Source organism: Parasphingorhabdus sp. NYA22 (genome assembly GCF_976973735.1).
Genome location: NZ_OZ333477.1, coordinates 2,445,804 through 2,462,004 on the forward strand (window position 1 = coordinate 2,445,804; position 16,201 = coordinate 2,462,004).

At 55.4% G+C, this 16,201-nt stretch carries 22 protein-coding genes; 13 read left to right on the plus strand and 9 right to left on the minus strand.

The features are described 5' to 3' along the window. Positions 1-74: 74 nt before the first annotated feature. The 6 genes from ACWFTY_RS11740 to ACWFTY_RS11765 all read left to right on the plus strand — a co-directional run bounded on the left by ACWFTY_RS11740 (position 75) and on the right by ACWFTY_RS11765 (position 3,306). A complete protein-coding gene (locus ACWFTY_RS11740; RefSeq protein WP_447524408.1) occupies positions 75-491 on the plus strand; it encodes a DUF805 domain-containing protein in 417 nt (138 codons plus the stop codon). A 90-nt stretch (positions 492-581) separates the two neighbouring features. After that, entirely contained in the window at positions 582-899 is a 318-nt protein-coding gene (locus tag ACWFTY_RS11745) for a DUF3297 family protein (RefSeq protein ID WP_447524409.1), read from the plus strand. Positions 900-913: 14 nt separating this feature from the next. Next, positions 914-1,306: a hypothetical protein gene (locus tag ACWFTY_RS11750; protein ID WP_447524410.1), complete on the plus strand. Its 393-nt coding sequence runs from the start codon at positions 914-916 to the stop codon at positions 1,304-1,306. Then, on the plus strand, positions 1,303-2,127 hold the full coding sequence (locus ACWFTY_RS11755; protein ID WP_447524411.1) for an SDR family NAD(P)-dependent oxidoreductase: 825 nt from the start codon (positions 1,303-1,305) through the stop codon (positions 2,125-2,127). The genes ACWFTY_RS11750 and ACWFTY_RS11755 overlap by 4 nt, the downstream gene beginning before the upstream one ends. Continuing rightward, positions 2,127-2,903: an enoyl-CoA hydratase gene (locus tag ACWFTY_RS11760; protein WP_447524412.1), complete on the plus strand. Its 777-nt coding sequence runs from the start codon at positions 2,127-2,129 to the stop codon at positions 2,901-2,903. The genes ACWFTY_RS11755 and ACWFTY_RS11760 overlap by 1 nt, the downstream gene beginning before the upstream one ends. 1 nt (position 2,904) lies before the next feature. Continuing rightward, positions 2,905-3,306, plus strand: a complete 402-nt coding sequence (locus ACWFTY_RS11765; RefSeq protein WP_447524413.1) for a VOC family protein — start codon at positions 2,905-2,907, stop codon at positions 3,304-3,306. On the opposite strand, the gene ACWFTY_RS11770 is transcribed toward ACWFTY_RS11765, so the two are convergent. Genes ACWFTY_RS11770 through ACWFTY_RS11785 form a run of 4 tightly spaced genes read right to left on the minus strand, consistent with a single transcriptional unit; the run spans position 3,286 to position 6,335 of the window. Then, the gene (locus ACWFTY_RS11770; protein WP_447524414.1) at positions 3,286-4,191 is read right to left on the minus strand and encodes an alpha/beta hydrolase; all 906 of its coding nucleotides are present in this window, start codon (positions 4,189-4,191) and stop codon (positions 3,286-3,288) included. The two genes, ACWFTY_RS11765 and ACWFTY_RS11770, sit on opposite strands and share 21 nt — an antisense overlap. A gap of 30 nt (positions 4,192-4,221) precedes the next feature. Further along, a complete protein-coding gene (locus tag ACWFTY_RS11775; RefSeq protein WP_447524415.1) occupies positions 4,222-4,785 on the minus strand; it encodes a hypothetical protein in 564 nt (187 codons plus the stop codon). After that, a complete protein-coding gene (locus tag ACWFTY_RS11780; protein ID WP_447524416.1) occupies positions 4,782-5,186 on the minus strand; it encodes a GFA family protein in 405 nt (134 codons plus the stop codon). Before ACWFTY_RS11780 ends, ACWFTY_RS11775 begins: the two co-directional genes overlap by 4 nt. Positions 5,187-5,201: 15 nt before the next feature. Continuing rightward, positions 5,202-6,335: a beta-ketoacyl-ACP synthase III gene (locus ACWFTY_RS11785; protein WP_447524417.1), complete on the minus strand. Its 1,134-nt coding sequence runs from the start codon at positions 6,333-6,335 to the stop codon at positions 5,202-5,204. A gap of 132 nt (positions 6,336-6,467) precedes the next feature. Between ACWFTY_RS11785 and ung the strand changes: the two genes are divergently transcribed. Continuing rightward, entirely contained in the window at positions 6,468-7,172 is a 705-nt protein-coding gene (gene ung / locus ACWFTY_RS11790; RefSeq protein WP_447524418.1) for a uracil-DNA glycosylase, read from the plus strand. A 48-nt stretch (positions 7,173-7,220) separates the two neighbouring features. Here ung and ACWFTY_RS11795 read toward each other — a convergent pair whose 3' ends face one another. Further along, positions 7,221-8,186 (minus strand): alpha/beta fold hydrolase, encoded by a 966-nt coding sequence (locus ACWFTY_RS11795; RefSeq protein WP_447524419.1) that lies wholly within the window; start codon positions 8,184-8,186, stop codon positions 7,221-7,223. A 58-nt stretch (positions 8,187-8,244) separates the two neighbouring features. Then, positions 8,245-8,790, minus strand: a complete 546-nt coding sequence (locus tag ACWFTY_RS11800) for a pseudouridine synthase (protein WP_447524420.1) — start codon at positions 8,788-8,790, stop codon at positions 8,245-8,247. A gap of 95 nt (positions 8,791-8,885) precedes the next feature. Between ACWFTY_RS11800 and ACWFTY_RS11805 the strand changes: the two genes are divergently transcribed. Next, positions 8,886-10,034 (plus strand): JmjC domain-containing protein, encoded by a 1,149-nt coding sequence (locus tag ACWFTY_RS11805; RefSeq protein WP_447526887.1) that lies wholly within the window; start codon positions 8,886-8,888, stop codon positions 10,032-10,034. 75 nt (positions 10,035-10,109) lie between these two features. Here ACWFTY_RS11805 and ACWFTY_RS11810 read toward each other — a convergent pair whose 3' ends face one another. Further along, positions 10,110-10,316 carry a cold-shock protein gene (locus tag ACWFTY_RS11810; RefSeq protein ID WP_067200226.1) on the minus strand — a complete coding sequence of 69 codons (207 nt, stop codon included), beginning with the start codon at positions 10,314-10,316 and terminating at the stop codon, positions 10,110-10,112. A gap of 238 nt (positions 10,317-10,554) precedes the next feature. Here ACWFTY_RS11810 and ACWFTY_RS11815 point away from each other — a divergent pair, with 238 nt between their 5' ends. From ACWFTY_RS11815 to ACWFTY_RS11830, 4 genes are all read left to right on the plus strand, one after another. After that, positions 10,555-11,196 (plus strand): hypothetical protein, encoded by a 642-nt coding sequence (locus tag ACWFTY_RS11815; RefSeq protein WP_447524421.1) that lies wholly within the window; start codon positions 10,555-10,557, stop codon positions 11,194-11,196. 6 nt (positions 11,197-11,202) lie between these two features. After that, positions 11,203-11,628 (plus strand): ion channel, encoded by a 426-nt coding sequence (locus ACWFTY_RS11820; protein WP_447524422.1) that lies wholly within the window; start codon positions 11,203-11,205, stop codon positions 11,626-11,628. Further along, the gene (locus ACWFTY_RS11825) at positions 11,628-12,065 is read left to right on the plus strand and encodes a DoxX family protein (protein ID WP_447524423.1); all 438 of its coding nucleotides are present in this window, start codon (positions 11,628-11,630) and stop codon (positions 12,063-12,065) included. The genes ACWFTY_RS11820 and ACWFTY_RS11825 overlap by 1 nt, the downstream gene beginning before the upstream one ends. A 69-nt stretch (positions 12,066-12,134) precedes the next feature. Beyond that, positions 12,135-12,287, plus strand: a complete 153-nt coding sequence (locus ACWFTY_RS11830; RefSeq protein ID WP_447524424.1) for a hypothetical protein — start codon at positions 12,135-12,137, stop codon at positions 12,285-12,287. A gap of 40 nt (positions 12,288-12,327) precedes the next feature. Here the strand turns inward: ACWFTY_RS11830 and ACWFTY_RS11835 are convergent, their stop codons facing one another. Continuing rightward, a complete protein-coding gene (locus ACWFTY_RS11835) occupies positions 12,328-13,131 on the minus strand; it encodes a lipid II flippase Amj family protein (RefSeq protein ID WP_447524425.1) in 804 nt (267 codons plus the stop codon). Between the two features lie 188 nt (positions 13,132-13,319). Here ACWFTY_RS11835 and ACWFTY_RS11840 point away from each other — a divergent pair, with 188 nt between their 5' ends. Next, positions 13,320-15,113, plus strand: a complete 1,794-nt coding sequence (locus tag ACWFTY_RS11840) for an SLC13 family permease (protein WP_447524426.1) — start codon at positions 13,320-13,322, stop codon at positions 15,111-15,113. 78 nt (positions 15,114-15,191) lie between these two features. On the opposite strand, the gene ACWFTY_RS11845 is transcribed toward ACWFTY_RS11840, so the two are convergent. Further along, positions 15,192-15,962, minus strand: coding sequence for a hypothetical protein (locus ACWFTY_RS11845; protein WP_447524427.1), 771 nt, complete (start codon positions 15,960-15,962; stop codon positions 15,192-15,194). Positions 15,963-16,201 lie beyond the last annotated feature (239 nt).

Sequence of the window (16,201 nt, forward strand, 5' to 3'; positions counted from 1 at the left end):
ATGTCATCCACCACTTGATAATCCTGATTTTTTGCGTAACCTCTGATGCTTCGAGGCTTGAGAGGGGAAAATTCATGGAATGGATGTTGATGCCACTGCGGCGCTATGCGGATTTTAGCGGACGCTCCCGGCGCAAAGAATATTGGATGTTTATCCTGCTGATATTGATCGTCGGCGTGGGACTGGGGCTAGTGACCGGCAGCTTCACGACCGTATCGGATCCAGCAGACAGCTTTGAGATGGCAAGCTGGAGTTCAAGTTCCATTCTGCTCAGCGTGTTTTACCTCGCGATTATCATACCTTCTCTGGCTGTACAGGTTCGCCGATTCCACGATCAGGACAAATCAGGGTGGCTTGTGCTGCTGAATTTTATTCCGCTCGTCGGCGGCTTGATCGTGCTGGTATTCATGTGCCTTGAAGGAACCCGTGGAGACAACCGGTTCGGTCCCGATCCAAAAGCGGGTGAAAATATCAAGGATGTGTTCAACTGACAGAATGTCCCCGGTCTGTGAGCCGGGAACACTTGATTATCCGCCTGTTTGTGGCAAAGCGCCGCAAGCAAATTGGAGTATTGAAACAAAATGACCGAAGATCAGCAATCCGACCCCGCCAATAGCGCAGCAGCCGGACCGGACACCCCGCCCGACCATCTTGCCATTAATCCCCGCAGCCCGCATTATGGCGGCGAATTGCTATCTCGCGGTATCGGGATAAATTTTCGCGGCGACCGCAGACATAATATCGAAGAATATTGCGTTTCCGAAGGCTGGGTAAAGGTGCAGGCGGGCAAGACCATGGATCGCAAGGGCAATCCGCTGCTGATCAAGCTGAACGGCGAAGTCGAGGCATGGTTCGAAGATCTTGGCGATGACGCGCCAAAATTGAGCAAAAACGCCTAACCGACGGAATGGAGATGACACCCAAGCGCATTCAGTTTTTCATTGCGCTGGTGTTCTTCATCCTGGGCGGATGGGCTGCATTGTTTCCGCAACATGTGATTGATACGACATTGCTGCCGGAATATCGCGAGAGCGGACGTATATTGCCTTTCGTGATCGCCTGCTTTGGCGCACAAGCTTTCTTGTCGGGGTTGTTTGCAGCCTTTTCCCGCTTTTCGTCGCTGACCTTTCTGATTTACGGAATAGCGTTAGTACCGTTTTTCGGGTTCAATTATTATTTCACCTTCCACGATCCTGTGTTCACCAGCATCGGGCTGCTTGACGCTGTGGGAAATGTGATCATGCTGGCGTTATGCTATGTCGGCTGGAAGAAATCCAAAGCGGTCGAACAGGGAACGGAATTATGAAATTTGACGGTAAAATTGTCTGGATCACCGGGGCTTCCTCCGGAATTGGCGAGGCCCTGGCAAAAGCCTTCGCCGCACAAGGCGCACATATCATATTGTCGGGACGCCGCACCGACGCGCTCGAACAAGTCGCAGCCGACATCAAGACTGACACATTGGTTCTGCCCTTCGAAACGACCGACTACGACGCCCTGCCCGCAAAGGTTGAAGAAGCGCGCAACTGGAAGGGCAAGGTTGATATTCTGGTCAACAATGCCGGCATCAGCCAGCGCAGTCTGGCGCTGGACACGCCTCCGGATATCCACAAGACGATCATCAATATCGATCTTCTCGCGCCGATCTGGCTGACCCAGCTGCTGCTGCCCCACATGATTGCAGCTGGCGGCGGTCATATTGTCGGAATCAGCTCGGTCGCGGGCCGCGTCGGCGTACCCTTGCGCACCGCCTATTGCGCCGCCAAGCACGGACTGATCGGCTATATGGATGCCTTGCGCGCCGAAACCGAACAGCTGCATAATATCCATGTTACCAATATCCTGCCCGGCTCGATCCGCACAAATGTGTCGCGCAACGCACTAACCAAAGAGGGCGAGCGCCGCGGGAAATCCGATGCCGCGATCGACAACGGCATGGAACCGGATGATTGTGCGCAGCAGATTCTTGACGCTGTGGCCAATAATGTTCCTGAGCTCATCATCGCCGAAGGCATGGAACTGAAGATTGCAGAACTTCGGCAGAGCGATCCCGAACAATGTTTTGCGATGACCGGCGCGATGGGCGCGCAAATCGCTGAAAAATATGAAGCAGGAGATAGCGACTGATGGCTTTGATATTGCTGGAGAAGTCTGATGGTGTTGCAACCATCACGCTCAATCGTCCGGAAGCGATGAATGCGCTGTCCAACGCATTGCGAGCCGAATTTTGTAGTGCCTGTCAGGATGTTCGCGACGACAAGACCATCCATGCCCTGATCGTTACCGGTGCGGGAGACCGTGCCTTTACCGCTGGCCTTGATCTTAAAGAGCTGGGAGAATCGGGCCTTGGTCCGGCCAATGATCGGGATGGTGCCACAAACCCGATTTTCGCTTTGACCGAAATGCCAATACCGGTGATCGGCGCAATCAACGGAGTTGCCATCACAGGCGGGTTTGAGCTGGCACTGGCCTGTGATATCCGGATCGCCTCAACCAATGCCCGCTTCGCCGACACCCACGCGCGGGTCGGTATAACGCCGGGCTGGGGCCTGTCTCAGAAACTCTCCCGCTTCATTGGCCTGTCCCGCGCCTGCGAACTCAGCTTCACCGGCCAGTTTCTGAACGCCCGGACCGCTTGTGATTGGGGCCTCGTCAACCATGTCTATGAACCCGACGAGCTTATGCTGGCGGCCTTGGCACTGGCACGCGACATGACAAGCATCGATCGTGACTTTCTGAAGGTGTACAAAGACCTGATCATGACCGGCTTCGACCGCAACCTTGCAGATGGCATGGCTTATGAGCATCAGATATCGGTGCCATACAACGCTGGAGTCTCGATGGATGAAGTCGAGAACCGGCGGCTCGCCATCATCGAACGCGGCCGCAAGTTGAAGGGCTAGGATGAAACTCAACGCACTTGATCATGTGAATATCATCACCGATGACCTCGGAGGAACCGTACGGTTTTTTGTCGAGATGTTCGATCTTGATGTACGAAATGGCCCTAAACCGCTGCCACCCGAACATGTCCAGTGGCTCTACGATGATAGCGGTCGCGCGATTTTTCACATAAATTCCAAGGAGATGCAGCAGGCCTATCGCCGTAAAACAGAGACAGGGCCGACCACCGGCGCGATCCATCATGTGGCACTGGATTGTAGCGGCCATCAGGCATTCATCGCGCGGCTCGAGGCTCACGGGATCGACTACAGACTCAACGACATCCCGTCGATCCAACTGAAACAGTTGTTTTTCACCGAACCCAATGGCGTCCTTCTCGAACTAAACTTTCGGGGCGAGTAGGAATTCCACAATGTCGTCCAAAGCCGTTTTTGCCTCCGGAATAGGCAAAAGCATCCAGACATGTTGCATGTGATCATAGAGTTTCAGTTCGATCTGCGCGCCAACTTCATCACCTTTTTGCTTCAACCGCAAAGAGTCCGCCAGCAACATTTCATCGGTCCCCGCAAACACCAGCATCGGCGGTAATCCGTCAACCGGAGCGAACAATGGACTGGCCGGGAACATCGCCGGATCTTCTCCTTCGCGCATCCACCATGAGCCGAGGCGCCGGATACCCTCGATCGAGATCAATATGTCGGTTTTTTCCAATTCTATCTGCGTCGGATCGGCAGCGGTCTTATCAAGATAGGGACTGAGCAACACCAGTTTGCTCGGCAAAGCCTTGTCATGATTGCGGAGCATCTGGGACAGTCCGAGCGAGAAGCCGCCACCTGCGCTGTCGCCCATCACAACGATATTCTCCGCACCATAGCGAGAAACCGCCTGTTCAAACGCCTCCATCACCATCGCATAACTGCTGTCCCATTTATTCTCCGGCGATAGCGGATAGATCGGGACGGTGACGCTTGCTCCGGTTCTGCGAATCAGTTTTTTGATGAAATGCCAGTGCAGCGAAACAATGTTGAACGCATAGCCGCCGCCGTGCAGATAGAAGATGTGGAGCGAGTTGCCATTCTCCTTCGGACTTAGCCGGTATAGTGGTTGTCCATCAATCTCGGCTTTTTCGATGTCGCAATGCTTGCGCAGCCAGCGAACGGGCAATGCCGGACCGCGTGCATGGTCTCGAGCGATAAATTTCTCCGCCCTGCCAGGCTTGAGCAGATAGTTTTTCAAGCCCGAAATACGGACGATGAAGAACAGCAAGCGCGCCCGTAAACTGATCATATCATACCCCGAAATCGCACCCTCAAAAGGTCAGCGAAAAAAGCAATTGGTGCCCGAATAAAGGCTCTCGATAGTCGCATTTTCGCTGTCATCCGTAAGGAACCCGCCGATAAACCCGGTTACTCCGGAGCCGGAGAAAAACTCGATGCCCAGCGTGCTCTCTGTCTGCATTTCGATCGGCATCGCTTGTTCCAGAGCAGAACGGGTCGATCCGACGGTGATATCCTGAGCAGTGTGCGCCAATTTTCCGTCACCGTCGTAGAACCAGCCAACCAGCTCGCCATCCTGAAAATTGGCGGTCAGGCCTGTCGCGGGAGAGGAAACGGATTCCATCGGACCGGCACGGCACTCCTCGTTCGTGCTTTGATGGACCACACCAAAACGTTCGAGCATTGCGATAATTTTGGATTTCTCAGTGCCGTAAGGGAAGCTCATATCCTCTCCCTGCGAAACACCGTCCGGCTGAAGAATGATTGGAGCAGGCTCAGCACCGACGTCGGCCTCATCCGCTTGTCGTTGTTCCACAGGATCGACGCAGCCTTGGAGCATCGCGAAGGCCATGACTGCGACTGTTACTCGCCGGGTGAGGATCATCCCGGATTCCCTTCGATTTGCGGGACATTAGGATCAATTTCGACCCAGGCCTGTTTGCTACCCGTCCAGAAATGGATTTGCGGATGCAGCACGCTCGTATCATCCAGCGTTCCAGCCTTGATATAAGTCATGCCAGACTGGGTCGGAAGCGACGTCTTCACCGGCGAACCGCAGGTGCCGCAGAAATGGCGATGGACGACATTACCACTCTCGGCATGATCGTCATAGGTTGTCAGGTCGCCGCTGATCTCGATCTGGTCATCCGCCACCGCGAAAAGCACGGAATAGGAGCTTCCGGCCTGTCGCTGACAGTTTTTGCAATGACAGACGCCGCACATCTGCAGATCGCCTTCGATCTTGTAGCTTACCGCGCCGCAAAGGCACTGGCCTGTCATCGTCATCTCAAATCTCCCCGATCACGCAACCTTGCGCACAAAAACCGTTCCTGCTGAATAACCCGCTCCGAATGAACAGATCAGCCCAATATCTCCGTCAACCAAATCATCGCTATGCTTGTGAAATGCTATAATCGAACCGGCAGAAGACGTATTGGCATATGTGTCGAGGACGGTCGGGCTTTCATCGTCGCTCGCTTCATGACCCAGCACCCGCTGGGCGATCAGGCGGTTCATACCGGCATTCGCCTGATGCAGCCAGAGACGGCGCAACTCGGCGGCTTCAATGCCCAGCCGTTCCGTCTGCTCGTTGATCATGTTGGCGACCATCGGCACGACTTCCTTGAACACCTTGCGCCCTTCCTGAACAAACAACTTGTCCTTGTCGTCACGGCTCTCCGGATTGGTGCGGTTGAGGAAACCAAAATTGTTGCGGATATTATTGGAAAACTGGGTTTTTAATTTCGTACCGACGATTTCCCAATGTTGCGCCGGCGCAATATCCCTGGACTCGATCAAGATGGCGGTTGCGACATCGCCGAAGATGAAATGGCTGTCCCGGTCGCGCCAGTTGAGATGGCCGGAACAGATTTCCGGATTGATCACCAGCACCGACTTGGCGCTGCCCGAACGGATATAATCAGCAGCAGTCTGGATACCGAAAGTTGCGGAGGAACAGGCAACGTTCATGTCAAAGCCAAAGCCTTCTTCCATGCCTAGCGCGGCCTGAATTTCGACAGCGATAGCAGGATAGGCGCGCTGGAGGTTCGAGCATGCGCAAAGCACGGCATCGACATCTTCCGGCTTGCGCCCTGCCCGTTCCAGTGCCTGCAGTGCGGCTTTGACACCGATTTCCGCAAGGACCGAGATTTCTTCGTTCGAACGCTCGGGCAAACGCGGGCACATCACCTCCGGATCAAGGATCGGATCCTTGGAAAGCACGAAACGCGATTTGATACCCGAAGCCTTCTCGATAAATTCCACCGAACTGTGCGGCAGTTCTTCCACCTCGCCTGCCGCAATCGCGTCAGCATTTGCGTGATTGGTAAGATCGACATAGGCGTTGAAACTGGCAACCAGTTCTTCATTGCTGATGCTGTCTGTCGGCGTGAACAGGCCGGTTGCGGAAATGACGGGAATATTGCTGTCGGTCATGGGCAGATGTTTTTCCTTGTGCGTTTGCGCTTTCTAGTGGCGCTTCAGCAGGACGGTAATCTCCCCAGGCGAAACTGGCAAGCGGGGTTGATCCTGCTTTGCCTATCAATAACCTGTTGCTATTAGCGGGATATGGATGATCGCATAAAACTCGACGAAAGCTGGAAAGCCCCCCTCGCCGGAGAATTTGCCAGCGATTATATGGCCACTTTACGGGAATTTTTGCTGCAGGAGAAAGCGGCGGGCAAGGAGATTTACCCCAGAGGCGAAGAATATTTTCGCGCGCTTGACCTGACGCCGCTCGACCAAGTGCGCGTCGTTATATTGGGGCAAGACCCCTATCATGGTCCGGGCCAGGCACACGGTCTGTGTTTCAGCGTGCAGCCGGGCGTCCGTCCTCCTCCGTCACTGGTCAATATCTACAAGGAACTGGAAAGTGATCTCGGCCTGAAGCGCCCTGCCCACGGTTTTCTCGAGCATTGGGCGCAGCAGGGCGTGTTGCTGCTCAACAGCGTATTGACGGTTGAGATGGCCAATGCGGCCTCACATCGCCGCAAGGGGTGGGAAGAGTTTACCGATGCGATCGTACGGCTGATTGCCGCCAAATCGGAACCCGTCGTGTTTCTGTTATGGGGCAGCTATGCACAGAAAAAGGCGGCCTTCGTGCAAAGCATCGAACAGGGCGGCCATCATCTGGTGCTTAAAGCGCCTCACCCCTCGCCGCTGTCTGCGTATAATGGCTTTTTCGGATGCAAACATTTCAGCAAGACCAATGATTTTCTGAAGAAAAATGGAATGGATCCGATCGACTGGAGTCTGCCCGACGTCACAGTTTAAATTGACCAAGCGTCAGACCAGTGGCGGCAATCAGGTGCGAAATAGCCTTTATTCCGACGCAGCGACCTCTGCGTCCAGACTTTGGATCCAGACATCAATGTCCCGCGCAACCTGTTCCGGAGTTTCCTCCATCGGTAAATGCCCGGCATTGGCATAGGTGATCAGTTTGCTCCCGGGGATTGCGGCTGCAAAGGCACGGGCGTGGGACAAGGGAATGACTTTATCCTGCTCTCCCCAGAGCAGCAGTACCGGCATCTTAAGGCGGCCGACTTCGGCCCATTTTTCCGGCTCGCGCGGCGTCTTCCCGCGATCGACCGCCGCCTTGCGATTGCCAGGGAAGCGGAGCAATTCCCAATAACGGTCGACCAGCTCTTCGGTCAGCAGCTCGGGCCGGGCAAAATTTTCCTCCAGCGAGGATTTAACCAGAAAACGCGGTGTGATTTCCGGCAGTAATAATTGCCCGATCGATGATTGCGCCAGTCTGGCGCCAAGATAAGGCTGAATCTTTTGCTCTACCTGCGCACCTGCGGCATCGATCAGAACGAGCCCCGATGTCCGGTCCGGCACGGAAAGCCCGGCGCGCCAGGTCAACCAGCCGCCCATGCTATTACCGACCCAATAGGCTTTATCCACACCGACAGTGTCGAGCACCCGAACCGCCGCCGCTATGTTGGTGTCGGCGTCATAAGCACCGGTGGGATTGGGACCGGTCAGGCCATGCCCATAAAGATCGAGCGAAATCAGCCGATATTTGTCGCCAAGCAAAGCCACAAGCGGCTCCCATGTCTGCATCATGCTGTTCGATCCGTGGATCAGCAGCAGCGCCGGGCCGTCCTTGTTGCCCTCGTCACGATAATGAATTTTTGACCCATGGCCGTCGTCGACGAAGCGCGACGCTTCATTGCCATATTTGGCGATCATCTCTGTACGATCGGTGTCCGGCGTCCGCAAAATGAAGAAAGCCGCCCCCGCCAGCACCAGTAGCAGCAATATGATACGGATCGTCTTTTTCACTGTTTCGCCCCTCGCTCGATAGCTGTTTGTATCGAAAAAGCGGGCAAGCGCAAATCGCCTATTCGTCGGCCCGCCATTCGCCGGGCTGCAATCCCTCGAGCGACCAGTCGCCAATACTCCACCGCACCAGCCGCAAGGTCGGGTGCCCCACAGCCGCTGTCATCCTGCGCACCTGCCTGTTTCGGCCTTCACTGATGGTCAGCTTGAGCCAGCAATCGGGCACACTCTTGCGGACCCGGATCGGCGGATCGCGCTCCCACAGCTCCGGATCGTCGATCCGTTCGACCTCGGCGGGTCTGGTCAATCCGTCTTTCAACTCGACGCCCTGCTGCAGCATGGCGAGGTTTTCTTCCGCAACGTCACCCTCAACCTGAACAAGATAGGTTTTCGGTGTCTTGTATTTCGGATCGGATATCCGCGCCTGCAGCTTTCCGTCATTCGTGAGCATCATCAGCCCTTCGCTGTCCCGGTCGAGTCTGCCAGCAGGATATACGCCGGGCAGGTCAATGAAGTTTGAAAGCGTCGGACGCTTCGTCTCGCTCCCGCGATCGGTGAATTGCGGCAGCACGCCGAAGGGTTTGTTGAAAAGGATCAGTTTGGTCATGCTCCCCCTTGGCAGCGGCGAGCAGATTGAGCAACGTAACTTAATCCTTACCGGTATCACTACCGGTCCCGCCCGAAATTGTGTAGCGCGTGCCAATGCAATTGAACAATTTTGATACAGCCGCTTTTCTTCGCGATTACTGGCAGAAACGTCCGCTGCTGATCCGCAATCCGTGGCAGTCGTGGCGCAATCCGCTTTCCCCTGATGAGCTCGGCGGCCTTGCTTGCGAAGATCATGTGGAATCGCGCCTGATCACCCAATCGAGCGACGACTGGAACGCCGAAAACGGCCCCTTGCCGGAAACGCGCTTTGGCGAGCTGGGCAAGTCTCCCTGGACTCTGTTGGTGCAAGCAGTTGACCAACATATCCCGGATGTCGCCGCGCTGATTGAGCCGTTTCGTTTCATCCCCAATTGGCGGATAGATGATGTAATGGTTAGCTACGCAAGCGATGGCGGCGGGGTTGGCCCGCATTTCGACCATTATGATGTCTTTCTGATCCAGGGTCTCGGCCAGCGCCAGTGGCAAATCGGCGGCATGTGTGACGATCAGACACCTCTGCGATCGCACGAAGACCTCCTGCTGCTCGCCGAATTTGATGTCGCGGAGGAATGGGTACTGAACCCCGGCGACATGCTCTATATTCCGCCGGGAATCGCCCACAATGGCGTTGCCGTCGGTGCCGATTGCATGACTTATAGCATCGGTTTTCGTTCGCCGTCGCGAAAGGAATTGATCGGCAACTGGTGTGACGACCTCTTGCTCGGAATGACCGATGATGACCGCTATTGCGATCCTGACCTGACGGTCCAGAACAATCCCGGAGAAATACCCGCCACCGCTATCGACCGACTACACGCCATGCTTACTGAGAAGCTGACTGACCGCGCGGCTTTCGCGCAATGGTTCGGAGAATATAGCAGCACGCCGAGATATCCGGAAACCGACTGGCGTCCCGAGGAGCCGATCGAGACAGAACATCTGCGCTCGTTACTGACCGCCGATCATCCCCTGTTCCGCAATCCCGCCAGCCGCTTTTCCTTCGTTCGCGAAGACGAAGGAAAGCTGCTGCTATTCGTCGACGGAGAATGCTATCCCTGCACCCATCAAACGGCATCGCTGGCCGAAATGCTGTGCGCTCAGGAACAATTCGTCATCAACCCCGAATGGCGAACATCGGATGATGTGATGGATCTACTCGCCGGATTGTATAATCGCGGTAGCCTGTCCTTCGACTGGAGTTAGCTGCAGACAGATTCAAGACAAAAAAAGGGCGGGAGTGCCAAGCACTCCCGCCCTTTCCCGTATTCGGTGTGAGGCTTAAGCCTGCTGCAAGTTTACAGCGGCTTTCTTGCCGTTATTTCCGGTTTCAACATCATATGTCAAACGCTGTTCTTTTTCGAGCGACTGCATTCCGGCAGCCTGAACTGCTGTGATGTGCACGAAGCTATCATCGCCACCATCTTCAGGAGCGATGAAACCATAGCCCTTGTCGGTGTTGAAAAATTTTACGGTGCCTGTAGGCATAGTCTTATTCCTATTCATAACTTAATTATGCCCGATTATGCGAAATGCAGAACCGGACGGGATTGGCCAACTTCGAGAAATGGGAAAAAGAGTATGCGACCTTAGGGGTTGCGAAACCTAGATTTCTTCGTAACGCGATTTATTAGCTGTAGAGCTTATAGCAGCCTATTCGTTAATAAGCAAACAGATCAATTTCTGCTATTTCATGGCCGACAGAAATTGTGTAGCAATTGCACCGATGAAACAGTCCAAATTGATCTTCGCTGCAGTGTTTTTCCTCTGTGTCCCGCTCGCTGCGTGTGATTCACCTTCCACTCCGGCACCGGAACCATCGCCGCAGGATTTGTTTTTCGAGCGACTGAGCTTGCTCTGCGGCAAGGCTTATGCCGGAACTTTGGTGTCTGATCAGGAAGCCGATGCCGATATGGCGGGCAAGCCAATGATCATGCATGCGGCGTCCTGTGATTTGAACGAGATCCAGATTCCTTTCCATATTGCAGAGGGTAAGAGCGAGTGGGACCGCTCTCGCACATGGATCATCACACGCACTGATCAGGGTCTCCGTCTAAAGCACCGCCATCGTCATGAAGACGGCAGCCTCGATGATGTGACCAATTATGGCGGTGATACGGAGAGCGAAGGTACGGCGGATCGACAGGAGTTTCCCGTCGACGCAGAATCGATCGCTTCGTTCAAAGCCAATGGCCTTGATCAGTCGGTGACCAATGTCTGGGCGATAGAAGTGAGCGAACCGGGCCAAGGCGATGCCAAGTTTGCCTACGAACTGCGCCGGCCGGAATCAGCAGACGGACGCGATTTCCGGGTGGAATTTGATCTGTCCAAATCCATCGCGGTCCCTCCTGCCCCCTGGGGCGGCTGAAGCTCGATGCTTGCAGAACTCGCCGTCGGTGGTTTCATGGTCCTTCTGACCGTACTCATCCACGGCGTTGGCGTCTTTGGTCTGGGCCGTTTTCTGCGGATCGAGGCACGCGAAGAGGCGGCCGAGCATATCCACCCGATGTCACCGCACGGAATTGTCGTGACGCTCGCGCTGGTGTTCGGCCTCTTCGTGCTGCACGGCATTGAAATATGGGCTTATGCGATCGTCTACCGGCTGGTCGATGCCATTCCGACCTTCGAACAAGCAATCTACTTTTCAACCATCACCTATTCCACCACCGGCTATAATAGCGACGGTCTGGATATAAAATGGCAGATGATTGCCGCGATCGAGGGGCTCAACGGCTTCATTCTACTTGGCTGGTCGACGGCGTTCTTTGTCACCGTGGTAGCGCGCATGGGCCGTCGCTAATGGAACAGGCCCGGCGAAAAGAGACACTAACCAGACGTTTTTTCCGATGGCTGCTGGCAATATTCTATCTGGTTGCCGGAATCGCCCATATCCGGTCTCCGGGAGGGTTTCTAGCGATCACGCCGGAGTGGGTGCCGTTTGCAGAGCAAGTCATCCTGTTTACTGGCGTTGCAGAGATCGCCGGCGCCATCGGCCTGCTGATCCCGCCCAAAATCGTTCCACGCGCCCGCTATGCTGCGGGCATTGGCCTCGCGCTCTATGCACTCTGTGTCTATCCTGCGAATATCAACCACGCCATCAACAATATTGCGATCGGTGGAGAGACTGCGAGTTGGCTCTATCATGGCCCACGCCTTGCCTTTCAGCCCGTTTTCATCTGGTGGGCGTTGATCGCTGGCGGCGTCATCAACTGGCCGTTCGACCCCAAAAAGCCGTAAACCTGCCCATAAGCGGGTATTTATGTTATGGTTGCCTTCGCTATTTTGGGTACGGCAAAGGAGCAGAACATGGAAAAACATGGCGATCAGATAGAAGTCACCGAACGCGAGGCAAGCAACAAACCCCGCGCGCCCCACAATGTCAGAATTGTTCTGGCGGCGTCGTTGCTGCTGGCGGTCGTGGTAATGTCGATGGTGTGGATCATTCCAGCGGTGAGCTAGCTGCTGCAGGCGTCTTATGAACCAAGGGGGTATCGATCCATCAGACTACGCCTGCGATATAGGCAACGAGCAATGCAGACGGCAGCAGCAATGCTTGCGCTACCAACGTCCCACCAACCCGGCTTAGCGACAACCAGGTGATCGTCCGCCGGAACATCGGCTGACTGACGCGGCCACTCACGACGTCGTCGGTCATCACCGACAATTGCGGATCGATCACTACAAACAGCAGGATAGTTGCAAATCCGTTGATAACGGCGGAAAGCTGCGATGCCGTGACCCGGTATTCGGGATTGAGATAACCGGCATAAAGCGATCCGACGACACCGACCGTCAGCAAGGCCTGCGCCACTATGTTCAGCACGATGATCGTAATCGATACGCCGCGCGGTTTTCGCAAGTCGCTGATATGCACTCGCTTGGGCACCGTGGCGGTTCTCCCCACATAACCGATCCCGCCCTTGGTCAGAGCATGCCAGATCAGGCGTGGCATCGAGCGATGCTCGTGGAACTGCAATATGGCGCTGCTGAACCAGCGTTGTACGGTGGGGATGAGCAAGGCGCCGACGATGGTCGCGGCAGTCGCCGCCAGCAGAACCAGCCTGAAATCGGTGAGGAGCCCCTCACCCGTGCCATTGGCCAGGCCATTTTCAATCCGCTTTGCCAGGAAAGGCCCGAGGAAGCTGTTTGACAGTCGCGACACCAGAACCAATACATTGAACAAGGCAAAAGAGACCGCGATTCGCCCGGTTCGCACACCGGCAATACGGGCCGAATAGGCCAGCGCTCCGATCAGATGGATTGAGAAAGTCAAAGCGCAAATTATTACGAGCTGCTGATCCATGAAATGTTCCGATATTGATCGACAGAATCATGCGCCTGTGGGCCACGAAACGAAATCGCCCATGAACCAAAACTTGCGATAGCCAAACAATAATTTGTGCGGCGCTGCGCTTTCTCGCTAGCGCTGGCTCGCGTAGGCTTTTACTGGGGTTTGCGCTATCCGGCGCGCGCCATTTATCGGACCTGTTCATGCTTGACGTTCTCGCGCCATATTCTCCGGCCTTGGTCGCCCTGATACTGCTGCTGCTGCTGATTGCCTTCGCGACAGAAATTCGCCCTCCGGAGGTGACCGCCATTGGCGCGGCGGGCCTTCTTCTCGTTCTCGGGCTAATCTCGACCGACGATATATTGACGGCGATGAGCAACCCTGCCCCGCTGACGATTGCGGCTATGTTCATCATTTCCGGCGCTTTGGTGCGGACCGGAACGCTGGAAGCCTTTGCGCTGAAGGTTACCGGGCTGGCCAGGAGCTCGCCGGTGCTGGCGACCGGACTACTCCTGGTCGCGATCGCAGCCTTGTCGGGCTTCACCAACAACACGCCGTTGGTCATGATGATGATACCGATCGGAATCACCCTAGCCAGGGAACTCGGCGAGCGCCCCTCGAAGATATTGATGCCGATTTCCTTTGCCGCAATTTTGGGCGGCACTTGCACCCTGATCGGCACGTCGACCAACATATTGGTCGACGGTGTTGCCCAGAAGAACGGTCTGGCCGGCTTTTCGATATTCGAGATCGCCCCCGCCGGTATCGTCGTCGCGCTGGTCGGCGTGACCTATCTCGCCCTGACCCGCCGCTTTCTGCCGGAACGCGACACGATGTCCTCGTTGCTCGATGAGAATGAAGCCAAACGCTATACCATGTCGATCTTCGTCATTGGCACATCGCCCTATATTGGACAGATAGCGAGCGAGATCGACCTGTTCCGCAGCGGCGAACGGCGTCTGATCGATGTCGTCCGCAACGACGTGTCGATCCGCAAATCCCTATCGACATATGTGGTCCGGAAAGGTGATGTACTGGTGCTCCACACCAATGAAGCGGACGTGATGACCATTCGCGAGCGTGGAAAGCTGCCGCTGACCAAGAGCGACGACACGCAGCAATTCGTTCCCATGTCCTCGCACCGATCGATTCTGGCCGAGATATTGTTGCTCCCCGATGCCCATCTGATCGGTCACAGCCTGAAAGATGCAGCCCTGCCGCAGCGCTATGGTGTTCACCCGATTGCCATGCACCGCAAGGGCAGCAATCTGTCTGAACAATATGACAGCACCAAATTGCAGATCGGCGATACGTTGCTGCTCGAAGGCGCAAAGGCCAATATTCGCCGTCTGGTCGAAGGCGAGAATTTGATGAATGTCAGCGAACCCAAGGCCCGCGGTTTCCGGCACCATAAAGCCCCGATCGCTATTGCGGTGATCCTTGCTGTCGTCCTCGCCGCCGCTTTGGACATTATGCCGATTGCCGGACTTGCCGTACTCGGGATGGCCGCGGTTCTGGTCACGCGATGTATCGAGCCGGACGAGGCTTTTGCCTCGGTCGACTGGCGGATTATCGGCCTGATCGTAGCGATGCTGGCGATTGGTACCGCACTTGAAAATGCCGGTCTGGTGGAGATGCTGGTCGAGGCGGCAACGCCCTGGCTGTCTGGCTTCCCGCCAATCTACGCTCTCGCGGCCATCTATCTGCTGAGCCTGATGCTGACCGAATTGGTGACCAACAATGCCGTTGCCGTCGTTGTCACCCCGATCGCCATCCAGCTCGCGATATCCCTCGGCGTCGATCCACGGCCCTTTGTCATCGCCGTGATGTTTGCCGCCAGCGCAAGCTTCCTGACTCCGATCGGCTATCAGACCAATACTTTGGTCTATGGTGCCGGTGGCTATCGCTTCCTCGATTTTGCCCGCTATGGCCTGCCACTAACCATACTCATAGCGATCACCTCGATCGCGATCATTCCGCTGATATGGCCATTGTAATAGAGCAGAACGGAGACATATCGATCTCAAAGTTTGTCAAAGTTGCGGCCAAGAACGGGGTTTACTGAACAGCTATCTTTACTCTTCGCTGCCTTTTTCTTTTTCATTATCAGATATTTGCAGCTTATTGATGGTAAGTCGCTTCACGTCCGATGATGCAGCAGACTCCTCTTCATCGCCAATCCGGTCCTGACGCTGCCAGTGCGGTAATTTTCCGTCCATGATATCAGCAATTTCCAGCGCATCATCCAGTTCCTCCGGCGACAGCAGCTTTTCCGGTTTAGCCGGCGGTTCGGGCCCGAGCAATTTCAACGCTTCCGCGACCGGCGGAATTGCTGGAACCATGTCCTGCCGGTCGCCCGCAGCGCGACCATCACGATGCGCATTGCCATAGCGTTGCGGAGCATGGGCGCGGATCAGGAACATCAGCAAGCGGTCATTATATTTCCGCTTCGTATAGATGTGATTGCCCTCCTTATCGATTATCTCGTCGTCGACGCCATTGATGGCGCGGTCGAACGCAATATCGACCAGCCGGCCCGAAGACGCCGCCAATGCGGCTTCCCAGGCAGCGGCGAAACCCTCCGCCCCCGGTGCTCTGCGTAGCGTATACGCGGCGGTATCCGACATCCCGACACTGCGCGCCGATGCTAACACCTCGCCACTGTCGGCCAGCGCGCCGATAAACGCCCGCTGGCGTTCCGGTGTCCAGCCGTCCTTGCGTCGTTTGCGCAAGACCGGGACCCAGTCATAGGCATCCGGGTCGTGACCATGCCTATCCAGTTGGTGAAAAACTCCCTCCGACTCGTCGGGGGTATCAGGGTTTGGCGGTGCTTTTCTATCTGTCATAGGGGTACAAATAACCCATTTGGTTAACTGTAGGAAAGACTGAAGTGTGATTCGGTGGTTCAAAAATCTACGATTTTGAGAAACTGCCTTTGCTTGCCGTGGCAATTATTTCTTTCGCCAGAATTCGCGTCACGGCTGGCGCGGCAAAATCGGAAAAAGAAAAATAGCCCGAACAGCAAGCAAACCCACGGAGTCTCATTCCGATCATCAATCCGGTTGCAACACGATGTAAAAAGCTT

Coding starts and splice junctions, on each gene's coding strand:
- ACWFTY_RS11820 (WP_447524422.1), top strand. CDS start 11,203: ATGCTTGCAGAACTCGCCGTCGGTGGTTTCATGGTCCTTCTGACCGTA.
- ACWFTY_RS11840 (WP_447524426.1), top strand. CDS start 13,320: ATGCTTGACGTTCTCGCGCCATATTCTCCGGCCTTGGTCGCCCTGATA.
- ACWFTY_RS11800 (WP_447524420.1), bottom strand. CDS start 8,790: ATGACCAAACTGATCCTTTTCAACAAACCCTTCGGCGTGCTGCCGCAA.
- ACWFTY_RS11760 (WP_447524412.1), top strand. CDS start 2,127: ATGGCTTTGATATTGCTGGAGAAGTCTGATGGTGTTGCAACCATCACG.
- ACWFTY_RS11780 (WP_447524416.1), bottom strand. CDS start 5,186: ATGACGATGACAGGCCAGTGCCTTTGCGGCGCGGTAAGCTACAAGATC.
- ACWFTY_RS11745 (WP_447524409.1), top strand. CDS start 582: ATGACCGAAGATCAGCAATCCGACCCCGCCAATAGCGCAGCAGCCGGA.
- ACWFTY_RS11755 (WP_447524411.1), top strand. CDS start 1,303: ATGAAATTTGACGGTAAAATTGTCTGGATCACCGGGGCTTCCTCCGGA.
- ACWFTY_RS11835 (WP_447524425.1), bottom strand. CDS start 13,131: ATGGATCAGCAGCTCGTAATAATTTGCGCTTTGACTTTCTCAATCCAT.
- ACWFTY_RS11775 (WP_447524415.1), bottom strand. CDS start 4,785: ATGATCCTCACCCGGCGAGTAACAGTCGCAGTCATGGCCTTCGCGATG.
- ACWFTY_RS11810 (WP_067200226.1), bottom strand. CDS start 10,316: ATGCCTACAGGCACCGTAAAATTTTTCAACACCGACAAGGGCTATGGT.
- ACWFTY_RS11740 (WP_447524408.1), top strand. CDS start 75: ATGGAATGGATGTTGATGCCACTGCGGCGCTATGCGGATTTTAGCGGA.
- ACWFTY_RS11785 (WP_447524417.1), bottom strand. CDS start 6,335: ATGACCGACAGCAATATTCCCGTCATTTCCGCAACCGGCCTGTTCACG.
- ACWFTY_RS11770 (WP_447524414.1), bottom strand. CDS start 4,191: ATGATCAGTTTACGGGCGCGCTTGCTGTTCTTCATCGTCCGTATTTCG.
- ACWFTY_RS11830 (WP_447524424.1), top strand. CDS start 12,135: ATGGAAAAACATGGCGATCAGATAGAAGTCACCGAACGCGAGGCAAGC.
- ACWFTY_RS11815 (WP_447524421.1), top strand. CDS start 10,555: ATGAAACAGTCCAAATTGATCTTCGCTGCAGTGTTTTTCCTCTGTGTC.
- ACWFTY_RS11805 (WP_447526887.1), top strand. CDS start 8,886: ATGCAATTGAACAATTTTGATACAGCCGCTTTTCTTCGCGATTACTGG.
- ung (WP_447524418.1), top strand. CDS start 6,468: ATGGATGATCGCATAAAACTCGACGAAAGCTGGAAAGCCCCCCTCGCC.
- ACWFTY_RS11765 (WP_447524413.1), top strand. CDS start 2,905: ATGAAACTCAACGCACTTGATCATGTGAATATCATCACCGATGACCTC.
- ACWFTY_RS11750 (WP_447524410.1), top strand. CDS start 914: ATGACACCCAAGCGCATTCAGTTTTTCATTGCGCTGGTGTTCTTCATC.
- ACWFTY_RS11845 (WP_447524427.1), bottom strand. CDS start 15,962: ATGACAGATAGAAAAGCACCGCCAAACCCTGATACCCCCGACGAGTCG.
- ACWFTY_RS11825 (WP_447524423.1), top strand. CDS start 11,628: ATGGAACAGGCCCGGCGAAAAGAGACACTAACCAGACGTTTTTTCCGA.